Source organism: Candidatus Kaelpia aquatica (genome assembly GCA_030765335.1).
GTDB classification, from domain to species: Bacteria; Omnitrophota; Gorgyraeia; order Kaelpiales; family Kaelpiaceae; genus Kaelpia; species Kaelpia aquatica.
The window spans coordinates 38,056-59,420 of sequence record JAVCCU010000001.1 but is presented as its reverse complement, the minus strand read 5'-3'; the positions used below and the strand labels follow the sequence as shown (position 1 = coordinate 59,420).

The window sequence follows — 21,365 nt, the reverse complement described above, 5'->3', positions numbered from 1 at the left end:
CTTACTTCCTTATTATATCAACAACTTTATTTCGCAAATTTTCGCCTTTCAATATTTTAACTCTAGACTTTGGTACCGAAAAATAATCTGAAAGCATCTTGATCAAATCCTTGTTAGCCTTACCCTCTTTAGCTGGAGCATTAACTTTAACCTTTACAACGCCTTGCTCCTCTATTATGCCCGACCTCTTGGCATTAGGGGTGATTTTAACATTTATCTTCACAGGGAAATAGTATACCTCAAACATCTATCGAAGACCAGATGAAGTTAAAACCAAAAACTACATCAAACTATGCCTTATCTTTTGAAATGCATAAACCAGTTGGAACACATAAAACTGTTGATATCTAGCGCATCTCTGTTTTAATTATATTAAATAATTCTCGAGCTATAATCTTATATCCCTTCAAATTAATATGTACATGGTCATGTTCCGGATCTATAAACAAATCTTCTCTCTGGCTGAATAACTCAGCTAAATCTACTAAAGCAGCATCCTCCTCTAGAGCTGTTAACCTTATAATATCGTTATAAGATTTGTGAATTTTAACCCAGCCTTGATCTTCATCAAGATACGGAGAGGTTAGAAGTATTGCTTTAGACCCGTTGACTCTACAAATTCTAATCATATTAATCAGATTATTTTTAAAGCTTTGCTTAGAGACCCTATATTGTTTTATATGCCTAGGGCTGTTATAAATTTTTTGTTTGATACTTAAAATCCATCTTTTATAACATTGATAAAATTTACTCCAACCAAAATATTTATCTAAATGCGCGCTATGGCATTTTTGTTTTTTGTCTTCTAAACCATTTAGTGCCCGGCTATAATCGTTAGGTCCAAAGTTAATGCTAACAAAATCGGGCTTGTATTTGATCAATTCGTTCTTTAAATACAGGGCGCCTTGATATGAAGAATATCCAGGAACTCCTGCATTAAAAATTTTAAAAGTACTTTCTGGAAAATTTTTAATCAATATCTCTTCTAGCATTTTAGGGTATTCTTGATAGCCTCCATACATAACCGAAACAGAATCAGAAAGACATATTACTCTATACTCTTCCTCTCCAAACTGCGGATAGACACCTTCTAATCTCCAAAAAAGATTTTCGTCATAAGCACCCAGTGTCTCATCATATATCTGCATTAAAAAGTGTTTTTGAAATGAATGGTTAGAGCTAACCAATATACGACAAGAAAATTCTAGGCCAAAAAAAAATGCGACAACCAGTGTAATTACAGCAAATGATTTCTTCATATTCATGAAATCTTTATTACATTAGTTAAGAATTATATTTCGAATATCTTCTACGCTTTGGAAGAGGTGGACATTAAAATCCATACCTTTTGCAGCTTGAATCAAATCGCTTCGATCATCTGTATAAAAAATTTCTTCAGGATTACATTTTGCCTCTTCTATTGCTTTTTGATAAATTACAGGATCGGGTTTTAAAACACCAACGCTATAGGAAGTAATAATCTTGTCTGCTAATCTCACCACAGGAAATTTATCCCAAATGTATTTAAAATGAACTTTGTTAATATTAGAAACAATAAAAAAACTTTGAAACTTTAACTTAATATCCTTTATCAGTTTCGCCACTCCTTTATTTTCCCAAAAAATATTATTCCAAATTTCATAAAAATCCTCTTGGTTAAGATTATCTATATTTAAAGTCTCTTTAACTTCTTCAAAAAAACTCTTTTCATTAATTAAACCTGCATCAAAACGCTCAGTTAATGGTGATGCAAAAAACAGATCATATATCTCCAGTGGTGTTTTGTCGGTCTTCTTTGCTATTTTCTCTGCTGCTATCATATGATCAAAGCAGATAATCACGTTGCCTAGATCAAAGATAACAACCTTAATTTTGTCCCTGTTATCTATCATCTTATCTAGCCTTTATGACTTCTCCAGAGACCATATAACGATTCTCTCCAAGATGGTGTAAAGTTTGAACACCTTTATCGTTGCATTGGAGAAATTTGCCATCAAACCAACTAGGGTCAGCTATAGCCCTTAAAGCTTCCGCTACAAAGAGTGTGTGGTCACCTATATTATACATATTGCGTACTTTACACTCTATATTGGCAAAACACTCCTCAATGAGAGGCGCTGCAATAAAATTTGCAGCTACTGGATGAAGCCTTGCTTTATCAAACTTGTTTACTCTTTTACCGGAACAGGAGCCGCAGAAATGAACTTCTCTTATCAAATTTCTGCCGGGAATATTAATAGTGAGTTCTCTGCTTTTCCTTATTAACTTATTTGAAAAATGCTTTCTAGAGATAGAGAGGGCGAAGAGTCTCGGTTTAGACGATAGAGGCATCTGCCAAGATAGAGTAACGATATTATTAATATTTCTAAAATGAGATGTTACAAGAATAACACAACCATGATTTAAAAGCCTACGAGCATAATCCAAAGGTATCTCTCTTTTAATCATAGGAGCATATTGTAACATTTCTAGGTTGGATATAAAAATAAATTGAGCAAATTCAATGTATGCTGAGGCCCACAAGTATCGGAATCAAAATAATCAGATGTATTGATAAGTCCGACTCTAGAAGAAACTTCTCCAACATTAAACACAAGAGCTCCTTCTAGCAGCATTGACTTATCATTACTATATTCATCCTTAAAAGAGTCACCAACAACCATAAAATCTTCGTTATTGAGACCTAATATAGTTTTTACAACCCTCAAGGCTTCTCCTTTATCAACCATAGTTATATCTATGGACTCCCTATTGCCTCCAGAACTTATTTTTACTTCAAAACTGCTTAATCTTTGACTAAAAAACTCTACATACTCATTCATGGCCTCTAATCCTGTATCTCGGAAATAGGATGTAAACTTACTCTGACTTTCGTAAGTTTTAGCTATACTATCTTGACCATATTGAGCACGGAAATCCTCAACTACTTGCTCTATTGCTACGCTCTGCTCTAAAGAAAAAATGCGGTTGAAAAATCTGCGAGACTCACCGCTTTCATCAAACACAAATCCTGCTGAACCTGTATCAGTAAAAAGATAAAACTTGGTCCAATCAAAATTTCTCTGATGAGTTTCGTTATATTGCCTAATTTGAGAAAGCACTCTCCTATCAACAGTCTCATAAAATGCCCCGGTAACAATGCATATGTCCATGCCTTTTTCATTTAAAAGCGCCTCTATCATGTCTTCACCAATCGATTCTCCTGAATTGACTAATGTAAAATCCATATCCAACACAAGGATTTTAATAGAACGGGATGCAATTATATCTTCTAGGCTTGTGGGTGCTTTTAAGCGCCTACAATTAAAGGTCTCTGATTCAAAAGAACTCAGAAATAAAATAGATAAAACAACCCCCAAATATCCTAATTTAAGTATGTTTTTCATAGCCATTTTTAAAAATATATTTCTGTATAATTTATAACATGCAATGGCTTGAAAAACAAATTAGACATGCATTTCTCTAAACCTGCTAACCCTTGCTCCGACTATATGTTAAAACCATAGATCGCCATAATACGCACATACAGTTTTAACCATTTAGGCAGTTCTTTTAGGAGTTTAGGGTTAACATTCTCACCAAACTGTTCTAATTTTTGAACTCCTCTTTACAGCGTTAATTTAATATTTTGATTTCTTTGTTGCCTTATTATTCATTTAAATTTTATAATAAAAACAATGAAGAAAAACATAGTTCCACTATTAATGTTGTTCGCTTTAGGCTGTGCTTCTAAGCCACAGATGGTCACGATGTATACTCACCATCCTATATTCCCTAAAGGCAATATCGCCCTTAATGCCGGAATGGATTTATTTCAAGACCTAAGACCTGAAGAAGAGAAGGAGCATACGGAGAGACTCTCCAATCTTGATGAAGAACTCACCGTATTGATTACAGGAGACTTAAGAGATGCAGAGTTGTTTAATTCTATTAGAATCACCTATCAGCCAGAAAACGTAGATATAATAATTAGAGGGGAGATAAATTCTTTTTACTGGAAATCATCTATCGCTCCAACCGCAAAACTACCCTACATAAAATATATCCATGATATAGGTATTAAATCCGGGGCCGGAAAGGGTAAAGTTGCAATTACGTTTATCGTTCTTAATGCAAGAGACAAAACCGAAATATGCCGCTACGAAGAGAGGGCTAAGATGGAGCGCAAATATTCTTCCCATGAAGCCCAGAGCTCAGGGAGCGAAACTGCAGAAGCTCTACGAGAAGTGGTTGAAAAATTCATAGAAAAGATATTAAGCAACAAGGAACTGATACTTCTTGCAACAGCCATCAAATAACTACCGTTACTATCTTAAGCTTTGCAATTGGTCTAAAAACTCTTTGATCTTCTTCTCGTAACCAATATTTTTAGGAAGATAGTAGCTAACATTTTTAGGAAGATAATCTTGCTCAACCCAGCCATCTTTATAGGAATGGGGATACTTGTAATCTTTGCCGTGGCCCAATTTTTCCGCACCCTTATAATGACTATCCTTTAAATGGCCTGGAACCTCCAGTACTCTACCTCCTTCAATATCTCCAAGAGCTTCCTCTATAGCCATATAAGATGCGTTTGATTTAGGAGCAGATGCAAGATAGGTTGTAGCCTGGGCTAAAGATATTCTAGCCTCAGGCATTCCGAGATACTCAACAGCATAAGCTGCAGCCTGAGCAACAGATAAAGCCTGAGGATCAGCATTACCTATATCTTCAGAAGCGGCTATTAAAAGTCTCCGAGCAATAAAACGGGGATCTTCTCCGGCATATATCATCTTTGCCAACCAGTATATGGCAGCATCTGGAGAACTGCCGCGAATAGATTTTATAAAGGCGGAGATTGTATCATAATGGTTATCCTCTCCGCTATCATAGAGCAAAGCCTTTTTTTGAATCGAATCTTGAGCAATCTTAAGGTCTATATTTATCCAGCCATCTTTATTCTCTGCTGTAGTTAAAGCAGCAATCTCAAGGGCATTGAGCGCACGGCGCCCATCTCCATCTACAACCTGAGCAAAGAATTTTAGTACCTCTTCATCTACTTTCAACTTTAAACCGCCTAAGCCTCTCTCTTGATCAGAGATAGCAGCACGTAATATCTTTATAATTTCAGCTACAGATAGAGCCTTAAACTCACAGACCAATGAGCGAGAAATCAGAGGAGCTGTGAGAGCAAAGAAAGGATTATGAGTTGTTGCTCCAATAAGAATAGGATTGCCGGCTTCTATGTCCGGTAAAAGGGTGTCCTGCTGAGATTTATTGAAACGATGAATCTCGTCAATAAAGAGCAATGTTTTTTTATTATTTTGACTATATTTAAAATCGGCTTCTTTTATTACCTGCCGTAACTCTTTAACATTAGAGGCAACAGCATTGAGCCGTTTAAAATAAGAATCTGTTTTGCTCTGAATTATCAAAGCCAAGGCAGTCTTACCTACACCCGGCGGGCCATAGAGAATAAGGGAGCTTATCTTGTCAGCATCTATGGCTCTCTTTAAGATCTTGCCTTCTGATAAAATATGTTCCTGGCCAACAAATTCGGAGAGATCTCTTGGCCTCATTCGAGAAGCCAGAGTTAACCTGCTCTCTATCTCTTTTTTAAACAGAGTAACCATGGTAAGCTTTTAGAATTACTCACGTATCTGACAAGATAACTCTGCACAGAGAACATCCTTAATCCCTGCTTCTATCCTATCAACCTCTTCATCTTTCAGCGTTCTTTCCAAAGATTGGAACTTAATTCTTACTGCAATGCTCTTTTTGCCTAAACCTACCTGCTTACCTTCGTATATATCAATTATTTCTACATTTTGTATTAAATCGTCTCTATCTTTAATTTTAAACAACACCTCGGCTACCGCTATAGACTTGGATAATACCAACGAGATATCTCTTTCAATAGCAGGGTATTGAGAGATCTCTTTGTATTTAGAATCGTCCTTTTGAAAGCGTTCGACTAAATCTAATACAATCTCACCTATATAGACTTCCCGTTTTAAACCATAATAATCTTTAATCTCATCAGAGACTTTACCAAGAGATGCAATCTTATCATTGCCAAGCATTATCTTTGCAGAGCAGCTATCAGCATAGAGATGATTTTGATCTGTTGTAATGTTATAATCTCTGATTCCAAAATTATTTAAAATTCTTTCAATAATGGTTTTAAGATCGAAAAAGGTATGCTTTAACTCTTGCCCAAAACAATTCCGGTATTTAATACCGCTAAGCAGTATCGCTGCCGCCTTGATCTCTCTGGGTTCCTTGAGCCCCTCAAGCTCGTCAGACTCCTGCTGAGCATAAGAGTAGGTCTTGCCTGATTCAAAGAGAGCAAGATTATAGTTCATGCGATTAAAATTATACTCTGCTGTCTTTAAAAGTGACGGCATAATAGAGGGTCTTAGAACGGAATAACTTTTTACCAGAGGGTTATCCAAAAAGATCATATTTGGAAAATCTAGTCTAGCTGCTTCATCTTTGGATAAGAGAGCATAGCTTATCGTCTCATGCAGCCCCTCGCGCACCAGGTAGTCTTTGACTTTATTTGTAAGATCACCGCTGTTAAACTCTTTTAATTTTTCTTCCGAGGAGAGCTCAAGAGTCGAGAGTTCCTGGACTGGTATATTGTCATATCCATACAGACGCGCTATCTCTTCAATGTAATCTATACTGCTGCTCAAATCTCTTCTATAACTAGGGGCTTCTATCTTTATCATATTTTTTGAAATAGATAATGGCTCACAGCCTAAATTCTTAATTGTTTTACGAATCCAAAAACTAGAAGGAAGAATTCCGATTTTCTTTTCGATATCTTCAAACTTCAGTACAACTTTTGACGATAAAGGCAGCTGCTTCTTTATAAGGTCTTTGGCTTTATCTATTACTACAGTCGGATTGGTCAAACTATTATCCGATGCATGCTTACGGATCAAATCAACAGCACATTTAGAAGCAGTGTCAACCATAACAAAATCTACCCCTCTCTCAAATCTGTAAGAAGACTCTGTCATCAAGCCATGCCTCTGAGCTGTTCTTCTTATCAATGGCGGGTCAAAATATGCACTCTCTAAGAGAACATTTTTTGTTTTTGCAGTAACCTCTGTTGCCAACCCCCCCATAATTCCAGCAAGAGCAACCGGCTGCTTAGAATCAGCTATGACAAGGTCCTCCGTATTTAACTCTCTCTCTACTCCATCTATAGTTACAATCTTTTCGTTCTTCCTAGCTTTTCTTACTACAATCTTATGATCCTTAATCTTATCATAATCAAAAGCATGCATAGGCTGACCTAATTCGAGCAAGAGATAGTTGGTTATATCGACAACGTTATTAATAGAGCGTACTCCCATATTCTGCAGTCTATCTTTGATAAAGTCAGGCGCCGGCTGAACCCGGACACCTAAGAGAACTCTGCCGATATAGCGAGGGCAGGCATTTCCGTCTTCAATGGTAATATCAAATCCTGCCTCTTTTATGCAAGCAACCGATGTTCTGGGTAAGAATACAACTCTAGGATGTTTTGCCCTTTTATCTAAAGCCAGCCCGACTTCGCGTGCTAAGCCTAAAACAGAGAGGCAGTCTGGCCTATTGGGAGTCACCTCTATATCAAGAAGATAGTCATCCTCTTCTATTTTATCTACCGATGTAACCTCTAAGCCTATCATGGTGAGGGAGGCAGAGAGCTCTTTGACTGATACATCTATATCAATAAAATCTTTTAGCCAGGAAAGAAGGACCTTCATGAGAATTGCTCCAGAAACCTGACATCATTGTTATAAAATATCCTTATATCATCTATGCCGTACTTTAACATTGCTATCCGCTCTATACCCATACCAAACGCATAACCCTGAAAAATTTCTGGATCAACACCAACCTCTTTGAACACATTGGGGTGGACCATTCCAGCTCCAAGTATCTCCAGCCAACCTTTCCGTCCGCATACAGAACAACCTTCCCCGCCGCAGATAATACAGGCAATATCTAACTCAGCAGAAGGCTCAGTGAAAGGAAAGTAGTGAGGCCTGAACCTCGTTTTAGTCTCGGGGCCAAAAAACTCTTTTACAAAATATTCTAAAGAGGCTTTAAGATGTGAGAAATTGGTCTCTCTATCTACAACCAGCCCCTCTATCTGATGAAACATAAAAGAATGGCTGGCATCGAGATTGTCCGGTCTAAAAACTTTTCCGGGAGACAATATCTTAAGAGGCGGTTTAACTTTCTGCATAACTCTAACCTGAACAGGCGAGGTCTGAGATCGCAAAAGATATCTATAGTCAGATAGATAAAAAGTAGCAAGGCCATCCCGAGCCGGATGATCTTGGGGAATATTTAAAGCCTGAAAATTAAAGTAGTCTGTCTCTATCTCCGGGCCGTCTATCAAGCTAAAACCTATATGCTGAAAGATTCTGGCTATCTTCTGCATTGTAAGAGTAATTGGATGAAGAGTTCCGGATTCAAACCTGCTCCCTGGCAATGTAACATCTGTTTTAACTTTTGCAGATTGACTGCCTTGAATGCTAACCTGTTTTTCACCAATAATCTTACTAATACGATCTTTAAGAACGTTGATCTCTTTACCGAAAAGAGACCTCTCTCCTTCCGGTAAAGCTGGAATCTTTTTAATAATCTCTGCTATCTTGCCCTTACGGCCCAGATATCTGTTCTTTACCTCTTCAAGAGTTTTTAAATCTAGAGCTTCGTTAAGACCGCTCTCTGCCTCTTGATATAATTCTTTGAGATCTTCTATATTCATACTTTTTTCTTAACTTTCTCTATGTCGGCATTCTGACCTATAACCACAAGAAGGTCGCCCTTCTTTATCAAATGATTTGCTTGAGGAGATATATCTACTTCGCCCCCTTCATGTTTAACCGCAATAACATTCAAACCATGCCGCGCCCTAATATCCAATTCACCTAAAGACTTGCCGATAAAATCCTCAGGGGGAGACATCTCTAAGATACTATGATCGCTAGAGAGCTCGATATGGTCTATGATACGCGGAGAGGAGAGTGATTTTGCAAGCCGTATACCCATATCTCTCTCGGGCTGAATAACCCTTGTAGCTCCTACTTTCTCTAGTACCTTTGCCTGCCCTTCTAAATTTGCCTTAACTACAATCTCTTTGATACCTAACTCTTTTAGAAGAAGGGTGATTAAGATGCTGGCCTCAAAATCGCCTCCAACAGAGACAATTGCAACGTCAACATCCTGAATACCTAGCTTTGTAAGTACTTTTTCATTGGCAGCATCAGCTGCAACAGCATTTGTTAATTTATCCGCAAGTTGTTTTACAACCTCTTCATCAGAATCAATACCTACAACCTCTTCACCATCCTCAAGAAGAGTCAGAGCAACGCTCTGACCAAACTTACCAAGTCCTATCACAGCATATTGTCTCATGGTTACCAACCTCCTAGTTATACAATCAACTTAGCCGACCATGACATTCTCTTCCGGCAATTTAAAATCTGCTTCGTTGCGATTTGCAAGAGCAATAGCCAGAGTCATTGGACCAATCCTTCCGAAAAACATAGTTAGAATTATAATCAATTTACCTACCGTGGTCAAACCAGCAGTGATACCGCAGGAGAGCCCTACGGTGCCAAAAGCGGAGACAACCTCAAACAGTATATTTAGAAAACTTCTGTTATCTACTATAGAGAGCACTGTGGTTGCAAAAAAAATCCAAACAATACTTAAAACAAATATTGCAATTGCTTTTTCAAAAACATGCATCGGTATGGCGCGTTTTGAGATTCTTATCTGTGCGCTTCTTCTGAGCAATGCTATAAGCCCTAAGACAACCAGAGCAAAAGTAACCGTTTTTATCCCCCCTCCAGTAGAACCCGGAGAAGCCCCGATAAACATAAGGGCGCCGAGCATTAGTTTAGATCCTTTTTGAAGACCTCCAATCTCTACTGTATTAAAACCCGCGGTGCGTGCTGTAACAGATTGAAAATAAGAAGCAAAGCATTTTTCAGAAAAAGAATATTCTGAAAAAAGATGATCTCCTTCGATTATAAAAATAGAGGACATGCCCACAAGAATTAATATTAAGCTCACAACCATAACAATCTTGCTATGTAAAGTTAATCTGCTGCTCTTTTTTAAAATCTTGCCCTTTACCCAACGCATCAGGTCAAAGAGCACTAAAAAACCCAGACCACCAGCAATAATTAAAGTTGTTGTCAGGATATTGATACTTCCTAAAGAACGGAATTTTTGAAAGCTTGTCTCAAAAAGAGAGAAGCCAGCATTGCAGAATGCTGACACAGAATGAAAGAGTGCGCTAAATATCCCCATCTCAGGAAAAAACAGCTTAAACAAACAAGCCCCTAATAGCTCTATCAATATAGTAAAGATAACGATGCCCTTGAGTAGCAGCTTCATATCGAACTCTACATTCTCAAAAGCTAGAGAGAGAGTTTTACGTCCTGTGATTGTTATGCGCCTGCCCAGCATAAGAGCAAATATTGTAGAGAGAGTCATTATCCCTAATCCGCCAAACTGAAAAAGCAGCATAATAATACCCTGCCCTAAAGGAGTAAAAAAAGAACCGGTATCCTTAACAATAAGCCCTGTAACACAGGTTGCAGAAGTTGCCGTAAAAAGAGCATCTATAAAAGATACCTGCTGAGAGGTTGAAGCCGGCAATAGAAGCAACAATGTCCCTGCAATTATAACTGAGAGAAAACTAAAAATTATTATTCTTGCAGGCTTTATTTGCATCAACCAATATGTTCTCTGGCCAAGGAGACTATCTGTTTAAAACCTTCTCTATCATCTAGAGCCATCTGCGCTAGTTGTTTTCTGTTAAGCTGCACATCTGCTTTAGTTAGGCCATTGATCAGCTTGCTATAAGAAAAATCCTCGTTCTTACAGGCTATCGATACTCTATTTATCCAGAGCCTGCGAAATATTCTTTTTCTTACCTTCCTGTCTCTATAGCTATAAACCAGAGCCCTTCTAACAGTCTCCAGCGCTGTTCTGTAAAGTTTTCCGCGTCCGCCACGATAACCTTTGGCCATCTTTAAAACTTTATTGTGCCTCTTTTTTCTGGCAGGCGCACGTCTTACTCTTACCATAATTTACTACCTCCTTTTAACTTCAATCATATGGGAGCATCGTCTTCACTTTTTTAGTTTCAGCAGCACTCACATAAGAGCCTTCCTTTAAAGATAATCGCCTCTTAGAACGCTTCTTTCTCATAAGATGGCTCTTACCCCCTTTAGCCCTTTTAAGCTTTCCTCCCCCAGTTACTTTAAGTCTCTTCTTAGCCGCCTTCTTTGTTTTCATTTTAGGCATTGTAGTCTCCTAATTCTTCGGAAATAAAATAGTTATCAGATACCTTCCTTCGCGAGAAGGTGACTTCTCCACAGTTGCTATATCTTCAATATCGCCAAGTAATTTTTTCATTATAATATCACCCAATTCAGGATGAGCCATCTCTCTTCCTCTAAAGAAAACCCTTACTCGAACGCGATCTCCACGTTCTAAAAATTTGCGAGCCCTTTTAAGAATAACTTGATAATCATGCTCTTCTATTCTAGGCTTAAACCTGATCTCTTTAAAATGCACCTGCTTCTGTTTCTTTTTAGCTTCTTTAGCTCTTTTCTCTTGTTGATATTTATATTGGTTAAAATCCATTACTCTACAGACCGGCGGCGAAGCTCCTGAAGAGATCTCTACTAAATCTAACTCCCTCTGCTGGGCAATCTTTAATCCCTCTTCCAATAGAACAACACCAATCTGTGTTCCATCTGCATCTATAACTCGTATTCGCTCTGCCCGAATCAATCTATTAACATTAATCCTGATACGTCTCCTGTTATCAAACTTCCTCTTATAAGGTTGCGCCACTTATCTCTTCCTTTAATTTAACTATTAACATCTCTATCTCCATAACACTCTCCTCCTTCCCTTTGCGAGATCGCACTGAAACTGTTCCGGCAACCTCTTCTTTTCCTCCAGCTATTAAAACATAGGGTACTTTCTCTAACTCTGCCTCTCTTATCTTATAACCAAGCGTTTCAGACCTGGAATCCATTGTTACCTTTATTCCTTCTTGTTCTAATATTCTCTTCAATTCTACCATATATGCAAGAAATTTTTCAGAAATCGGCAATAGTCTTACCTGCTCCGGGGCTAACCAGAGAGGGAAATCCCCGCCATAATGCTCTATCAAAGTACCGATAAAACGCTCCAAGCTTCCAAGAATAGCCCTATGTAACATTATAGTACGATGCTGTCCTCCGTCTTCTCCAACATAGGTTAAATCAAATCTTTCTGGTCCTGCAAAATCACATTGAATGGTAGCGCATTGCCATAAACGTCCTATAGCATCTTTAAGTTTAATATCAATCTTGGGACCATAAAATGCACCCTCTTCAGCGCAAGTCTCATAATCAAGCTCTAAATCCTTAAGTGAGTTCTCAAGAGCAACTGTAGCTTTCTGCCACTCTTCATCTGTGCCGATTGAATCTTTAGGGCGAGTGCTGAGTTCTATTTTGAGTTTTTCAAAACCAAAATCCAGCATAATATCCTGCATAAATTTGATCACAGATTTTATCTCATCTTCAAGCTGATCCTCGCGACAGAAGATATGAGCATCGTCCTGAGTAAAGCCCCGGACACGCAATAAGCCGTGTAAAACTCCGGTCTTCTCATGCCTATATACTGTCCCGGCCTCAAAGAAACGGAGCGGCAACTCTCTGTAACTATGCCGCTGCGCCTGATAGATCATTATATGACCTGGGCAGTTCATCGGCTTGATTGCATATTCTACTCCATCACTTTCAAATATATACATGTGCTCTTTATAGTGATCATAATGACCAGACTGCTTCCAAACATCAGATTTTAATATTTGAGGAGTCTGAATAATCTCATATCCTGCCTGAAGATGTTTTTTAAATATATAATCCTCTATTGTCTTTTTCAGCATCCACCCTTTAGGAAGATAGAAGACAAGCCCGGCTCCGGCTTGAGGAAAAAACGTAAAAAGCTTGAGCTCTCTACCCAGCTTACGATGGTCTCTAGCTTCAGCCTGTTTTAATCTCTCAAGATGTTCTTCTAGCTCCTCTCTAGTCACAAAAGCAGCGCCGTATATACGCTGCAGCATTTTGTTGGACTCTTCTCCTCTCCAATAGGCACCTGCTATTGAAAGCAGTTTAAATGCTCCCAATTGAGATGTGTTTTCAAGATGAGGCCCTTTACAGAGATCGCTAAAATCTCCATGTCTATATATACTTATCTTGCTATCTTCTAGCTCGCTTAACAGCTCCAGCTTGTAATCCTCTCCTCTCTCCTTAAATAATTTTTGGGCTTCCTCTCTAGATAGAGAGCTCTGCGTAAAAAGATGCTTACTGTTTATAATCTCTTCCATCTTTTTCTCAATTTTTTCAAGATCCTCCGGAATTAATCTATACTCTAAATCAAAATCGTAATAAAACCCATTTTCAATAGCCGGACCGATACCTAGCTTGGCAGCTGGAAACAACTGCTGTACGGCATCAGCCATTATATGGGCGCTGCTGTGGCGAATTTTTAAAAGTTTCTCTTCCATAATTTTTATAATCTATTCTACTTCTCTGCTATATGGTGGGCGGTACAGGACTTGAACCTGTGACCTCCACGATGTCAACGTGGCGCTCTAGCCAACTGAGCTAACCGCCCATGATGTACAAATATGCCGGGAGCCGGACTTGAACCGGCACGTCCCTCACGGAACATCGGATTTTAAGTCCGATGCGTCTGCCAATTCCGCCATCCCGGCAAAAATCCCATTTTTAAAATTCCTTAATTCAATATAGTATCAAATAAAGCCTCTCTTGTCACCTGCAAGGCTCTATCTCAATTTTTTAAAGGCGGCGAGCGGATTTGAACCGCTGCATAGTGGTTTTGCAGACCACTGCCTTTCCGCTTGGCTACGCCGCCATTATTTTTTTATTCTAAATTAAATGTACCGTTTATCTAAAATATCTAATACACGCTTTGCTAAAATAGTTTTATCTAAAACAGGCATTTTAATTATAAAATCTTCTGCCACAATCGCAGATTCACAATGATTCTCTCCATAAGGCGTGCTGTCTTTGTCTAAATAGAATGCCAAGGTCATATCTAAACCATCTCTGCTGCGTTTATCAATAGCGCGGGCTATAAAATATTCACTCTCTAGAGAGAACCCGACTAAAAATTTCCCCTTGCGCCCTCTCTTTTTGGAAAGGGAGCCTATTATACTGCTGGTCGCTTTGAGCTGCAAGTTTAAACCTGCGTTAGATCTCTTGATCTTACCGCTCTTCTTTTTAAGGGGCATAAAGTCACAGACAGCAGCTCCCATAATAATAATATCCGCCCATTGAAACTCCTTATCCATCACCTTTTTAAGTCCGGAGTGGCTCTCAACTTCAATCCAGCCTTTTAACCCTTTAAGCGGCCGTAAATTTGTCGACCCCACTACAGCCTTTACATTATATTTACGCCGTAAGGCTTCCCCGGCAAGCCTATAACCCATAATACCGCTAGAATTATTGGTTATGCAACGGACATCATCAATATATGTTTTAAGGGGGCCAAAAGAAATAAGGAGATTCATTTTAGTAATTCTAAAGATTTCTTTAAAATATCCTCTATGTCGCAAAGCCGGCCTTCTCCGGTATTCCCACAACTTAGCCATCCTTTATCAGGACCCAAAAAGTTATAGCCATGTTTTTTTAGCCTTGCAATGTTCTCTTGTATAATCGAGTTACGATACATATTTTCATTCATAGCAGGACATATCAAAAGAGGGGCTGAAGAAGATATTATAGTAAGCTGTAGTAACTCAGAGACAATCCCTGAAGCAAGTTTAGATATAAAGCCGGCTGAAGCAGGCGCAACAAGAATTAAGTCAGCTTCCTCTGCCAACGATATGTGAGTCTGACGCTCTTTAAACATATCGTCAAAGACCTCCTGACCTGTCAGCGCTTTAAATGTAAGTGGCGTGATAAATCTCTTTGCGTTCTCTGTTAGTAGAGCATAGACTTTGCAGCCTTGCTGCGTTAATTTAGAAGCTATATCAGCTGCTTTATAACTTGCAATACTGCCTGTTACGCCCAGTAAAACAGTTTTCATCCTACTTTTTTGTATTTAAGTTTCCCTTCCTGAAGTTCATGAATAGCAAAACTCGTCGGCTTTTGCTTTGTAACCAATTTCTGATTGGCCATAGCTTCAGATACTTCTACAGCTCTTTGAGCCGTTATTATAACAGCCTTATATATACTCTCTATATTACCTCTTATATCATCCAGTTTTACATAAGACATCTTGACTCCTCCTTTTAAACTATCTAATCATTTTTGACGTTCCGCATAAACTATAGATTTTACCAAATCTACGGCTTGATGTAAAACACCATTATACACAACATGGTGATAGTGAGGAGCTCTTTTAATCTCCTTACTGGCTAAACCTATTCGCTTCTCAATCTCTTTTTTACTCTCCCCTCTCTTAAGCAGCCTAGCCCGCAGCTCTTCTATGTCGGGCGGCATTACAAATATCGCTACCGTATCAGACTTTTTCTTAAGAACCTGCGCCGCCCCCTGTACGTCTATGCAAAGCAAAACATCATTACCTCCGGCTATCTGAGCCTCTACGTCATCTTTTAGCGTCCCGTAGTAATTCTTTAGTATTATGGCCCATTCAAGAAAAGCATTCTCTTTAATGAGGTTTTGAAATCTGCCGCTATTAATAAACCTATAATCTATACCGTCTCTCTCTGCCTCTCTTCTCTCTCTTGTTGTACAAGATATACTCCTGGCTAATCCTTCGACTTCTTGAAAGAGCTTCCGAGCAATCGTGGTCTTACCTGCGCCGGATGGACCCGAGATAATAAACAGTTTTGCTTTTCTATTCATTTATACGCTGTGAAATTGTCTGAGTATTTAAAGCTGAGAGCACTAAATGGTTGCTGCTGGTTATAAGGCAGGACCTTGTTTTCCGCCCGCTGGTAGCATCTATAAGTCTGGCCTCCCGCTCTGCCCGCTCTTTTAACCTGCGCGCAGGCTTAGAATCCGCATTTATTACGGCAACTATCTTATCTAAAGATACTGTATTATTATATCCGACATTTAGAGCCTTCATATTTTAGGTCTCCCTTATTCAATATTCAAAGACTGCTCTCTTATTTTTTCGATCTCCGCTTTAATCTGTACGATAAAACAGGCTGTCTTAGAAGAGAGTGCTTTTGCTGATATAGTATTGGCCTCTCGATTCATCTCTTGGGCCAAAAAATCGAGCTCTCTACCCACGACTCCGCCTTTATTTATAAGTTTGCGAAGAGTTTTGATGTGAGTCGTAAGGCGCACAATCTCTTCATTAACAGACGCTAGGGCTGGCAAAGATGCCGTACTTTGAGCATGCTGCATCCGGACTGCTTCTTTCTGCATCTTTTTTGAGAGAGAATTTTCTCTCGTTTTTTCTGTTAAATTTACAATTTGAAGGTTCTTCTCTATCTTGTTTAAACAAATAAACAAATCTTTTTGCAGCGCCCCGCCTTCTCTGTCCCTGCTAGCCATCAATGATGTCAACGCATCTTTAAGGGCTTCAATAACAAGTCTTTTCTTTTCAGCTGATGAGATATCAGGACGGGCCTGCCTTATTACTCCGGGATAACTTAAGATATAATGAATATTAAGAGACTGTGCTATGCCATGCTTAGCTTCAATCTCTCTTTCAAGTGTAAGAAGTTTTTTAAATAGGCGGTCGTTAATTTTAAGGTCCATGCCCTCCTCGTAGACAAAACTAAGATTAAGATAGACTGCACCGCGGGAAATCTGATTTTTAACAATTCTTTTAATCTCTAACTCTATCTTTGCAAACTCGTCTGACATTTTAGTGTTAACCTCTAAATACCTATGGTTAACACTCTTAATCTCACAGTAACAAGAACATCTATCGCTCCTGACGCTCCCTTTTCCAAAACCAGTCATGCTCCTTATTTTGTTTTGATTTTTCATGCCCACACCCTCGCTCCTTCTTCTTTTAATACCACTCTCTTAGTGGCATAGAGATCAAAGATTATCTCATCGGGTTGGAACCACAGTTTTATCTCTCTCTCCGCCTCTTCAGCATTAGAAGAAGCATGGACGACGTTTTCATAAAGGCCTTTTGTAGTAATGCGGCCGTACTGACCCCTAATAGAAGTTGGGCTAGCCTCTTCAGGATTAGTTGCTCCAGCGATATCACGCACTTTTGCTAATGCATCTTCACCCCAGTATATCATAGCCATCACCTTTTTTCTCTGATGGAGCTCACCTTGAAGGTATTGAATTAACTCTTGAAAAAAGGGTTCGTCCTTAAGATGCTGGTAATGATTTTCGGCCAGCTCTTTAGATACCCTAACTATCTTAGCCGCTATAATCTCAAGCTTTGTCTCTGATAATCTGGTGAGAATATTACCTGTTAAAGATTTCTTAAGACCATCCGGTTTAATCAGCACTAAGGCTTGGTTTAACATATATTATGCCTCCCTGTTTAAAAGCACTGCCACTATTCTCTGGAGATCCTCATTGTCCATAAAAAGAACTTCTATCTTCCCGCCTCTTTTCTTGATCTCAACATTAATTTTAGAGCCTATTTTCCGCTGCAGCTCCTCTAGCGCTGCTTTGAGGTTAGGCTCTAGGACAAGTTTGCCCTTTTTCATTTTAGCTCTTTTTTCAGCTTCCCTAACGCTCAGCTTTTCAGACTTTATCTTATCGGCAAAACTCTGCATCTGTGAACCCTTCCCCAACATCAATAAAGCTCTGGCATGGCCAGGAGAGATCAATCCTTGACTTAAGTCTCTCTGTATATTCTCAGGAAGCGCAAGCAGTCGTACAGCATTTGACACGGTTGAGATATCCTTTGCGACCTCTTTTGCAGTCTCTTCTAAAGAATACCCGTAATCATCCATCAACCTCTTATAAGCTTGAGCCTCTTCAATGGGATTGAGATTTGCTCTCTGTACATTCTCAACGAGCGATTTTCTTAGAAGCTCAACCTCCTCTATATTATGAAGAACTAAAGCTGCGACGCGTTCCCAGCCTAAGCTCTGTACCGACCTAAGCCTCCTCTCTCCAGCTATGAGCTTAAAAGACTCTCCTTCCTCTACAACTACTATGGGCTGCAAGAGGCCGTCTTTTGCGATTGATTGCTGAAGATGGAGTAATTCGGTTTTAGAAAACTCTTTTCTAGGCTGATATGGGTTGAGCGTGATTTTAGCAATCTCAATATCTTTATAGCGGCTGGAACTCTTGGCGCTCTTCTCCGGAATAAGAGCTGATATCCCCTTGCCCAGACCTCTCTTCTTTTCCATGAACTCCTCCTACTCTTAATAAAACCTCATCCGCAAGTTCTTTGTATAGCAACGCTCCTGCTGATTTAGGATCGTATAGCTCTATCGGCAGGCCATGGCTTGGAGCTTCAGCCAAACGCACGTTTCTGTGGATAACTGTGTGGAAAACCTGCTCTTTAAAGTTATTGCGTATCTCTTCTTCCACATCACGAGCAATATTAGTTCTATAATCTGCCATTGTAAGCAAAATCCCTAAAATGTCAAGCGAAGGATTCAATCTATCTTTTATAAGGTTTAGTGTACCTAAAAAATCGATAAGCCCCTCTAAGGCATAATACTCACACTGTACGGGGACAATCACACGTTCACTCGCTACAAGAGCATTGACTGTCAGGATACCTAGCGATGGCGGAGTATCGATGATAATATGGTCATATTGGCTTGAAAGAGCAGCCATTTTGTTTTTGAGCTTAAATTCCCGCTCCTCACTCTCGATAAGTTCTATCTCGGCTCCGCAAAGACCGATTGTCGAAGGTAAGAGAGAGAGATTTGGTATTGCCGTTTTTAGAATAACCTCTTCGCCGGCATCTGAACATATAAAGTCGTATATAGACTTGCTTAATTCTGCCTTGGCTACACCAACACCGCTTGTTGCATTAGCCTGAGGATCAAAGTCGATCAGCAAAATTCTACCGGCACCTTTGGAGGCCAGGGCTGCGCTTAGATTGATGGCAGTGGTAGTCTTACCAACGCCGCCTTTCTGATTTGATATTGCAATTATCATTTTTCACGTGAAAATCACTTTTTATGCATGCTTTGCAAAACAAGCATAGAGAGTGAGTTAGTAAACCAATACAAGACTAATCCTGCTGGGAACTTATAAAAAATAGCCCCAAAGATAATGGGCAAGAACCACATGTTAGGCATAGCGCTATTACTAGAGGCCTTAGACGTAGGAGAAAACTTCTGCTGAACAAACATTAATGCCGCCATCAAAATAGGCAGTAAATTAACTTCATTACCCATTAAAGGCAGACTCTTAGAAAGCATAAAAAGCCTATCAGGAACAGAGAGGTCTTTAATCCATAAAAATGATGCATTCTTTAGTTCGTAGCTGCGCATCAAGGTGTTATACAGCGCTATAAAAACCGGGATTTGCAAGACCATGGGGAGACAACCGCCCATAGGATTGACCTTATGCTTCTTATAAAGCTCCATCATCTCTTTATTTACAGCTTGAGGATTATCTTTATGCTTCTCTTTCAGCTCCTGCATCTGAGGCTGCAAGCTCTGCATCCTTCTCATAGATTTTTGGGATTTTAATGTTAAAGGAGCAAAGATAAGATTTAATAGCAGCGCTAGCATAATAATGGCCACACCATAATTACGAGAGGCCCTATAAAATATGCCTAGCAAACTTTTTACTACATTATTTAACTTACCGTAATTTAGCAAATCCAACCAATTATCATCGTAAGAAGACAATATCGGCTTAGAATTAGGTCCTATATATGTTAAAACCTCGATATCCTCTGTATTTCCTTTTATAACGAAAAAGAACCCCTCTTGATTGCTTGAAGGTTTTATTTCTAGATCCACGCCTTGGCTAGGATCAAAGAGAATAGAGTAATGCTGAAAAGAGATGGCAAACCAATCTACGGAATTAAAAAATCTTTTCTTCTTTAAGAGGCTTCCGATCTTAATGCTCTCGGTATTCTGCTGGTCATCTTTTACCATAATCCGCAAATAACGAGACTCGCGCATAGAGACATCGTATTTACTAGGCATATAAAAGAGTAGTTGAGATTCTCCTGCTGCATTGAAGACAAAAAGATGCTTGTTTAAGCTATACTCTCTTCTAGCACCATCTGCAGTTAGAACCATACCAACCGTATCATAGCTCTTACTTTTTTCAAATGATACGGTTGATACGGTTGGTATCAACAACCCTAACCCTTTATCTTGCAAAGGGTAAAGACTAATCTGCTCTAATCCTTCTTTTATTTCTATCGACCTAACTACTCCAGACTGAGTATTAAGTCCAATTTTTAACTCTTGATTTTCAATAACAGTATCATATACCGTATCATCACTGATAACCGTATCATATACCCCAACAACTCCTGGATCTTCCTCTGCCATAAAAACATCTGACTCTGAGGAGACTACACCGTGCGACGGCTGCGGCATATATCTTTTTGCATAATAGGGGTAAGCAAGCATCACCAAAAAAGCCAACGCTGTTGCAAGAAGTATCCTCTTATTGTTTTCCATCTCTTATCACCTCACAGGGTCATACCCCCCAGGAAAAACGGGGTTACACCTTAATATTCTTGTTACGGTTAACCAAATCCCTTTTGCAAAACCTTTCTCCTGCAGTGCTTGAATAGAATAATTAGAACATGTCGGGTAAAAACGGCACTTTGAAGTCCAGAGCGGTGCTAATAGATATTGATAGAATCTAATAACAACTATAATGAAGATTAAACTATCTTTTTTAATAAGGGCAGACAGAGAGGCTCTATCTCTTTGAACCTCAACATCTTCCGCTCTAGCGTTCTGACAATGCATATAATATCCAATCCTTTGCTAGTCCAAGTATAATTTCTAAAAATTTCCCGCAATATTCTCCGAGTTCTGTTGCGATCCCAGGCCCGTTTAAATATTTTTTTAGGCACAAAAAAAGTGACTTTAACATTATTATCTAATCTTGGTTTATAATAAAGGATAATGTTCTTGCTGCTGAACCGCTTACGCTCTAAAAAAACCGCCTGAATCTCTCTCTCCCTCTTAAGAGGGCTAAAGCGCTTATCCATTAAACCGCAATTTGGGCACGTCCCTTTTTTCTCCTTCTAACAAGAATTGCTTGCCCAGATTTTGTAGAGTTCCTCTTCAAAAAACCATGTTTTCGTTTTCTTTTTAAATTGGAAACCGGCTTTAAATTTTTCTTCATAGCTAATTACCTCCTACTATTTGGATTATTATAAAAAAAGTACCCGCTTAAAGCAACTTAAATATTGCAACACTATCTATCGGTTGTTATAATTACTGC

27 protein-coding genes and 3 tRNA genes are annotated in these 21,365 nt (G+C 39.0%); 1 reads left to right on the top strand and 29 read right to left on the bottom strand.

The window, feature by feature from the left end; genetic code table 11:
• Window position 1: 1 nt before the first annotated feature.
• The 5 genes from P9X27_00285 to P9X27_00265 all read right to left on the bottom strand — a co-directional run bounded on the left by P9X27_00285 (window position 2) and on the right by P9X27_00265 (window position 3,386).
• Window positions 2-223 carry a DUF167 domain-containing protein gene (locus tag P9X27_00285; protein ID MDP8252827.1) on the bottom strand — a complete coding sequence of 74 codons (222 nt, stop codon included), beginning with the start codon at window positions 221-223 and terminating at the stop codon, window positions 2-4.
• 124 nt (window positions 224-347) lie between these two features.
• On the bottom strand, window positions 348-1,259 hold the full coding sequence (locus tag P9X27_00280) for a GDSL-type esterase/lipase family protein (GenBank protein ID MDP8252826.1): 912 nt from the start codon (window positions 1,257-1,259) through the stop codon (window positions 348-350).
• A 21-nt stretch (window positions 1,260-1,280) separates the two neighbouring features.
• Window positions 1,281-1,820 carry an HAD hydrolase-like protein gene (locus P9X27_00275; protein ID MDP8252825.1) on the bottom strand — a complete coding sequence of 180 codons (540 nt, stop codon included), beginning with the start codon at window positions 1,818-1,820 and terminating at the stop codon, window positions 1,281-1,283.
• Between the two features lie 73 nt (window positions 1,821-1,893).
• Window positions 1,894-2,448 carry a flavin reductase family protein gene (locus P9X27_00270; GenBank protein ID MDP8252824.1) on the bottom strand — a complete coding sequence of 185 codons (555 nt, stop codon included), beginning with the start codon at window positions 2,446-2,448 and terminating at the stop codon, window positions 1,894-1,896.
• Between the two features lie 20 nt (window positions 2,449-2,468).
• Window positions 2,469-3,386 (bottom strand): hypothetical protein, encoded by a 918-nt coding sequence (locus P9X27_00265; GenBank protein ID MDP8252823.1) that lies wholly within the window; start codon window positions 3,384-3,386, stop codon window positions 2,469-2,471.
• 291 nt (window positions 3,387-3,677) lie between these two features.
• Between P9X27_00265 and P9X27_00260 the strand changes: the two genes are divergently transcribed.
• Entirely contained in the window at window positions 3,678-4,298 is a 621-nt protein-coding gene (locus P9X27_00260; protein MDP8252822.1) for a hypothetical protein, read from the top strand.
• A 9-nt stretch (window positions 4,299-4,307) separates the two neighbouring features.
• Here the strand turns inward: P9X27_00260 and P9X27_00255 are convergent, their stop codons facing one another.
• The 24 genes from P9X27_00255 to rpmH all read right to left on the bottom strand — a co-directional run bounded on the left by P9X27_00255 (window position 4,308) and on the right by rpmH (window position 21,266).
• Window positions 4,308-5,612, bottom strand: a complete 1,305-nt coding sequence (locus P9X27_00255) for a replication-associated recombination protein A (protein ID MDP8252821.1) — start codon at window positions 5,610-5,612, stop codon at window positions 4,308-4,310.
• A gap of 15 nt (window positions 5,613-5,627) precedes the next feature.
• Entirely contained in the window at window positions 5,628-7,739 is a 2,112-nt protein-coding gene (gene pheT, locus P9X27_00250; protein ID MDP8252820.1) for a phenylalanine--tRNA ligase subunit beta, read from the bottom strand.
• On the bottom strand, window positions 7,736-8,752 hold the full coding sequence (pheS, locus tag P9X27_00245; protein MDP8252819.1) for a phenylalanine--tRNA ligase subunit alpha: 1,017 nt from the start codon (window positions 8,750-8,752) through the stop codon (window positions 7,736-7,738). The genes pheT and pheS overlap by 4 nt, the downstream gene beginning before the upstream one ends.
• Window positions 8,749-9,402 carry a TrkA family potassium uptake protein gene (locus P9X27_00240; protein MDP8252818.1) on the bottom strand — a complete coding sequence of 218 codons (654 nt, stop codon included), beginning with the start codon at window positions 9,400-9,402 and terminating at the stop codon, window positions 8,749-8,751. The genes pheS and P9X27_00240 overlap by 4 nt, the downstream gene beginning before the upstream one ends.
• Window positions 9,403-9,432: 30 nt before the next feature.
• Entirely contained in the window at window positions 9,433-10,731 is a 1,299-nt protein-coding gene (locus P9X27_00235) for a potassium transporter TrkG (GenBank protein ID MDP8252817.1), read from the bottom strand.
• On the bottom strand, window positions 10,731-11,087 hold the full coding sequence (rplT, locus tag P9X27_00230; GenBank protein MDP8252816.1) for a 50S ribosomal protein L20: 357 nt from the start codon (window positions 11,085-11,087) through the stop codon (window positions 10,731-10,733). Before rplT ends, P9X27_00235 begins: the two co-directional genes overlap by 1 nt.
• Before the next feature lie 22 nt (window positions 11,088-11,109).
• Complete coding sequence (rpmI, locus tag P9X27_00225; GenBank protein MDP8252815.1) at window positions 11,110-11,307, bottom strand: 50S ribosomal protein L35; 198 nt, start codon at window positions 11,305-11,307, stop codon at window positions 11,110-11,112.
• 9 nt (window positions 11,308-11,316) lie between these two features.
• Window positions 11,317-11,862: a translation initiation factor IF-3 gene (gene infC / locus P9X27_00220; GenBank protein MDP8252814.1), complete on the bottom strand. Its 546-nt coding sequence runs from the start codon at window positions 11,860-11,862 to the stop codon at window positions 11,317-11,319.
• Window positions 11,846-13,567 carry a threonine--tRNA ligase gene (gene thrS / locus P9X27_00215; protein MDP8252813.1) on the bottom strand — a complete coding sequence of 574 codons (1,722 nt, stop codon included), beginning with the start codon at window positions 13,565-13,567 and terminating at the stop codon, window positions 11,846-11,848. Before thrS ends, infC begins: the two co-directional genes overlap by 17 nt.
• Window positions 13,568-13,600: 33 nt before the next feature.
• Window positions 13,601-13,677 (bottom strand) — tRNA-Val (locus P9X27_00210).
• 14 nt (window positions 13,678-13,691) lie between these two features.
• Window positions 13,692-13,777: transfer RNA gene (locus P9X27_00205), tRNA-Leu, on the bottom strand.
• 89 nt (window positions 13,778-13,866) lie between these two features.
• A tRNA-Cys gene (locus P9X27_00200) sits at window positions 13,867-13,938 on the bottom strand.
• A 19-nt stretch (window positions 13,939-13,957) separates the two neighbouring features.
• Window positions 13,958-14,596 carry a phosphopantothenoylcysteine decarboxylase gene (locus P9X27_00195; GenBank protein ID MDP8252812.1) on the bottom strand — a complete coding sequence of 213 codons (639 nt, stop codon included), beginning with the start codon at window positions 14,594-14,596 and terminating at the stop codon, window positions 13,958-13,960.
• Window positions 14,593-15,114, bottom strand: coding sequence for a flavoprotein (locus P9X27_00190; GenBank protein MDP8252811.1), 522 nt, complete (start codon window positions 15,112-15,114; stop codon window positions 14,593-14,595). The genes P9X27_00195 and P9X27_00190 overlap by 4 nt, the downstream gene beginning before the upstream one ends.
• Complete coding sequence (locus P9X27_00185; protein ID MDP8252810.1) at window positions 15,111-15,305, bottom strand: DNA-directed RNA polymerase subunit omega; 195 nt, start codon at window positions 15,303-15,305, stop codon at window positions 15,111-15,113. Before P9X27_00185 ends, P9X27_00190 begins: the two co-directional genes overlap by 4 nt.
• Before the next feature lie 27 nt (window positions 15,306-15,332).
• Window positions 15,333-15,896, bottom strand: a complete 564-nt coding sequence (gmk, locus tag P9X27_00180) for a guanylate kinase (protein MDP8252809.1) — start codon at window positions 15,894-15,896, stop codon at window positions 15,333-15,335.
• On the bottom strand, window positions 15,889-16,122 hold the full coding sequence (locus P9X27_00175; protein ID MDP8252808.1) for a DUF370 domain-containing protein: 234 nt from the start codon (window positions 16,120-16,122) through the stop codon (window positions 15,889-15,891). The genes gmk and P9X27_00175 overlap by 8 nt, the downstream gene beginning before the upstream one ends.
• Before the next feature lie 14 nt (window positions 16,123-16,136).
• Window positions 16,137-16,997, bottom strand: coding sequence for a YicC/YloC family endoribonuclease (locus P9X27_00170; GenBank protein MDP8252807.1), 861 nt, complete (start codon window positions 16,995-16,997; stop codon window positions 16,137-16,139).
• Window positions 16,994-17,497: a nucleoside-diphosphate kinase gene (locus P9X27_00165; GenBank protein MDP8252806.1), complete on the bottom strand. Its 504-nt coding sequence runs from the start codon at window positions 17,495-17,497 to the stop codon at window positions 16,994-16,996. Before P9X27_00165 ends, P9X27_00170 begins: the two co-directional genes overlap by 4 nt.
• Window positions 17,498-17,500: 3 nt before the next feature.
• The gene (locus tag P9X27_00160; protein MDP8252805.1) at window positions 17,501-18,334 is read right to left on the bottom strand and encodes a ParB/RepB/Spo0J family partition protein; all 834 of its coding nucleotides are present in this window, start codon (window positions 18,332-18,334) and stop codon (window positions 17,501-17,503) included.
• A complete protein-coding gene (locus P9X27_00155; GenBank protein MDP8252804.1) occupies window positions 18,255-19,097 on the bottom strand; it encodes a ParA family protein in 843 nt (280 codons plus the stop codon). Before P9X27_00155 ends, P9X27_00160 begins: the two co-directional genes overlap by 80 nt.
• A 14-nt stretch (window positions 19,098-19,111) precedes the next feature.
• A complete protein-coding gene (yidC, locus tag P9X27_00150) occupies window positions 19,112-20,587 on the bottom strand; it encodes a membrane protein insertase YidC (GenBank protein MDP8252803.1) in 1,476 nt (491 codons plus the stop codon).
• A gap of 6 nt (window positions 20,588-20,593) precedes the next feature.
• Window positions 20,594-20,827, bottom strand: coding sequence for a membrane protein insertion efficiency factor YidD (gene yidD / locus P9X27_00145; GenBank protein MDP8252802.1), 234 nt, complete (start codon window positions 20,825-20,827; stop codon window positions 20,594-20,596).
• 301 nt (window positions 20,828-21,128) lie between these two features.
• Complete coding sequence (rpmH, locus tag P9X27_00140) at window positions 21,129-21,266, bottom strand: 50S ribosomal protein L34 (protein MDP8252801.1); 138 nt, start codon at window positions 21,264-21,266, stop codon at window positions 21,129-21,131.
• Window positions 21,267-21,365: the final 99 nt, after the last annotated feature.

What these genes read in the sequence shown, in the direction of transcription:
- P9X27_00280 (MDP8252826.1), bottom strand. Translation starts at nt 1,259, where the DNA reads ATGAAGAAATCATTTGCTGTAATTACACTGGTTGTCGCATTTTTTTTT.
- P9X27_00275 (MDP8252825.1), bottom strand. Translation starts at nt 1,820, where the DNA reads ATGATAGCAGCAGAGAAAATAGCAAAGAAGACCGACAAAACACCACTG.
- P9X27_00270 (MDP8252824.1), bottom strand. Translation starts at nt 2,448, where the DNA reads ATGATTAAAAGAGAGATACCTTTGGATTATGCTCGTAGGCTTTTAAAT.
- P9X27_00265 (MDP8252823.1), bottom strand. Translation starts at nt 3,386, where the DNA reads ATGAAAAACATACTTAAATTAGGATATTTGGGGGTTGTTTTATCTATT.
- P9X27_00260 (MDP8252822.1), top strand. Translation starts at nt 3,678, where the DNA reads ATGAAGAAAAACATAGTTCCACTATTAATGTTGTTCGCTTTAGGCTGT.
- P9X27_00255 (MDP8252821.1), bottom strand. Translation starts at nt 5,612, where the DNA reads ATGGTTACTCTGTTTAAAAAAGAGATAGAGAGCAGGTTAACTCTGGCT.
- pheT (MDP8252820.1), bottom strand. Translation starts at nt 7,739, where the DNA reads ATGAAGGTCCTTCTTTCCTGGCTAAAAGATTTTATTGATATAGATGTA.
- pheS (MDP8252819.1), bottom strand. Translation starts at nt 8,752, where the DNA reads ATGAATATAGAAGATCTCAAAGAATTATATCAAGAGGCAGAGAGCGGT.
- P9X27_00240 (MDP8252818.1), bottom strand. Translation starts at nt 9,402, where the DNA reads ATGAGACAATATGCTGTGATAGGACTTGGTAAGTTTGGTCAGAGCGTT.
- P9X27_00235 (MDP8252817.1), bottom strand. Translation starts at nt 10,731, where the DNA reads ATGCAAATAAAGCCTGCAAGAATAATAATTTTTAGTTTTCTCTCAGTT.
- rplT (MDP8252816.1), bottom strand. Translation starts at nt 11,087, where the DNA reads ATGGTAAGAGTAAGACGTGCGCCTGCCAGAAAAAAGAGGCACAATAAA.
- rpmI (MDP8252815.1), bottom strand. Translation starts at nt 11,307, where the DNA reads ATGCCTAAAATGAAAACAAAGAAGGCGGCTAAGAAGAGACTTAAAGTA.
- thrS (MDP8252813.1), bottom strand. Translation starts at nt 13,567, where the DNA reads ATGGAAGAGAAACTTTTAAAAATTCGCCACAGCAGCGCCCATATAATG.
- P9X27_00195 (MDP8252812.1), bottom strand. Translation starts at nt 14,596, where the DNA reads ATGAATCTCCTTATTTCTTTTGGCCCCCTTAAAACATATATTGATGAT.
- P9X27_00190 (MDP8252811.1), bottom strand. Translation starts at nt 15,114, where the DNA reads ATGAAAACTGTTTTACTGGGCGTAACAGGCAGTATTGCAAGTTATAAA.
- P9X27_00185 (MDP8252810.1), bottom strand. Translation starts at nt 15,305, where the DNA reads ATGTCTTATGTAAAACTGGATGATATAAGAGGTAATATAGAGAGTATA.
- gmk (MDP8252809.1), bottom strand. Translation starts at nt 15,896, where the DNA reads ATGAATAGAAAAGCAAAACTGTTTATTATCTCGGGTCCATCCGGCGCA.
- P9X27_00175 (MDP8252808.1), bottom strand. Translation starts at nt 16,122, where the DNA reads ATGAAGGCTCTAAATGTCGGATATAATAATACAGTATCTTTAGATAAG.
- P9X27_00170 (MDP8252807.1), bottom strand. Translation starts at nt 16,997, where the DNA reads ATGAAAAATCAAAACAAAATAAGGAGCATGACTGGTTTTGGAAAAGGG.
- P9X27_00165 (MDP8252806.1), bottom strand. Translation starts at nt 17,497, where the DNA reads ATGTTAAACCAAGCCTTAGTGCTGATTAAACCGGATGGTCTTAAGAAA.
- P9X27_00160 (MDP8252805.1), bottom strand. Translation starts at nt 18,334, where the DNA reads ATGGAAAAGAAGAGAGGTCTGGGCAAGGGGATATCAGCTCTTATTCCG.
- P9X27_00155 (MDP8252804.1), bottom strand. Translation starts at nt 19,097, where the DNA reads ATGATAATTGCAATATCAAATCAGAAAGGCGGCGTTGGTAAGACTACC.
- yidC (MDP8252803.1), bottom strand. Translation starts at nt 20,587, where the DNA reads ATGGAAAACAATAAGAGGATACTTCTTGCAACAGCGTTGGCTTTTTTG.
- rpmH (MDP8252801.1), bottom strand. Translation starts at nt 21,266, where the DNA reads ATGAAGAAAAATTTAAAGCCGGTTTCCAATTTAAAAAGAAAACGAAAA.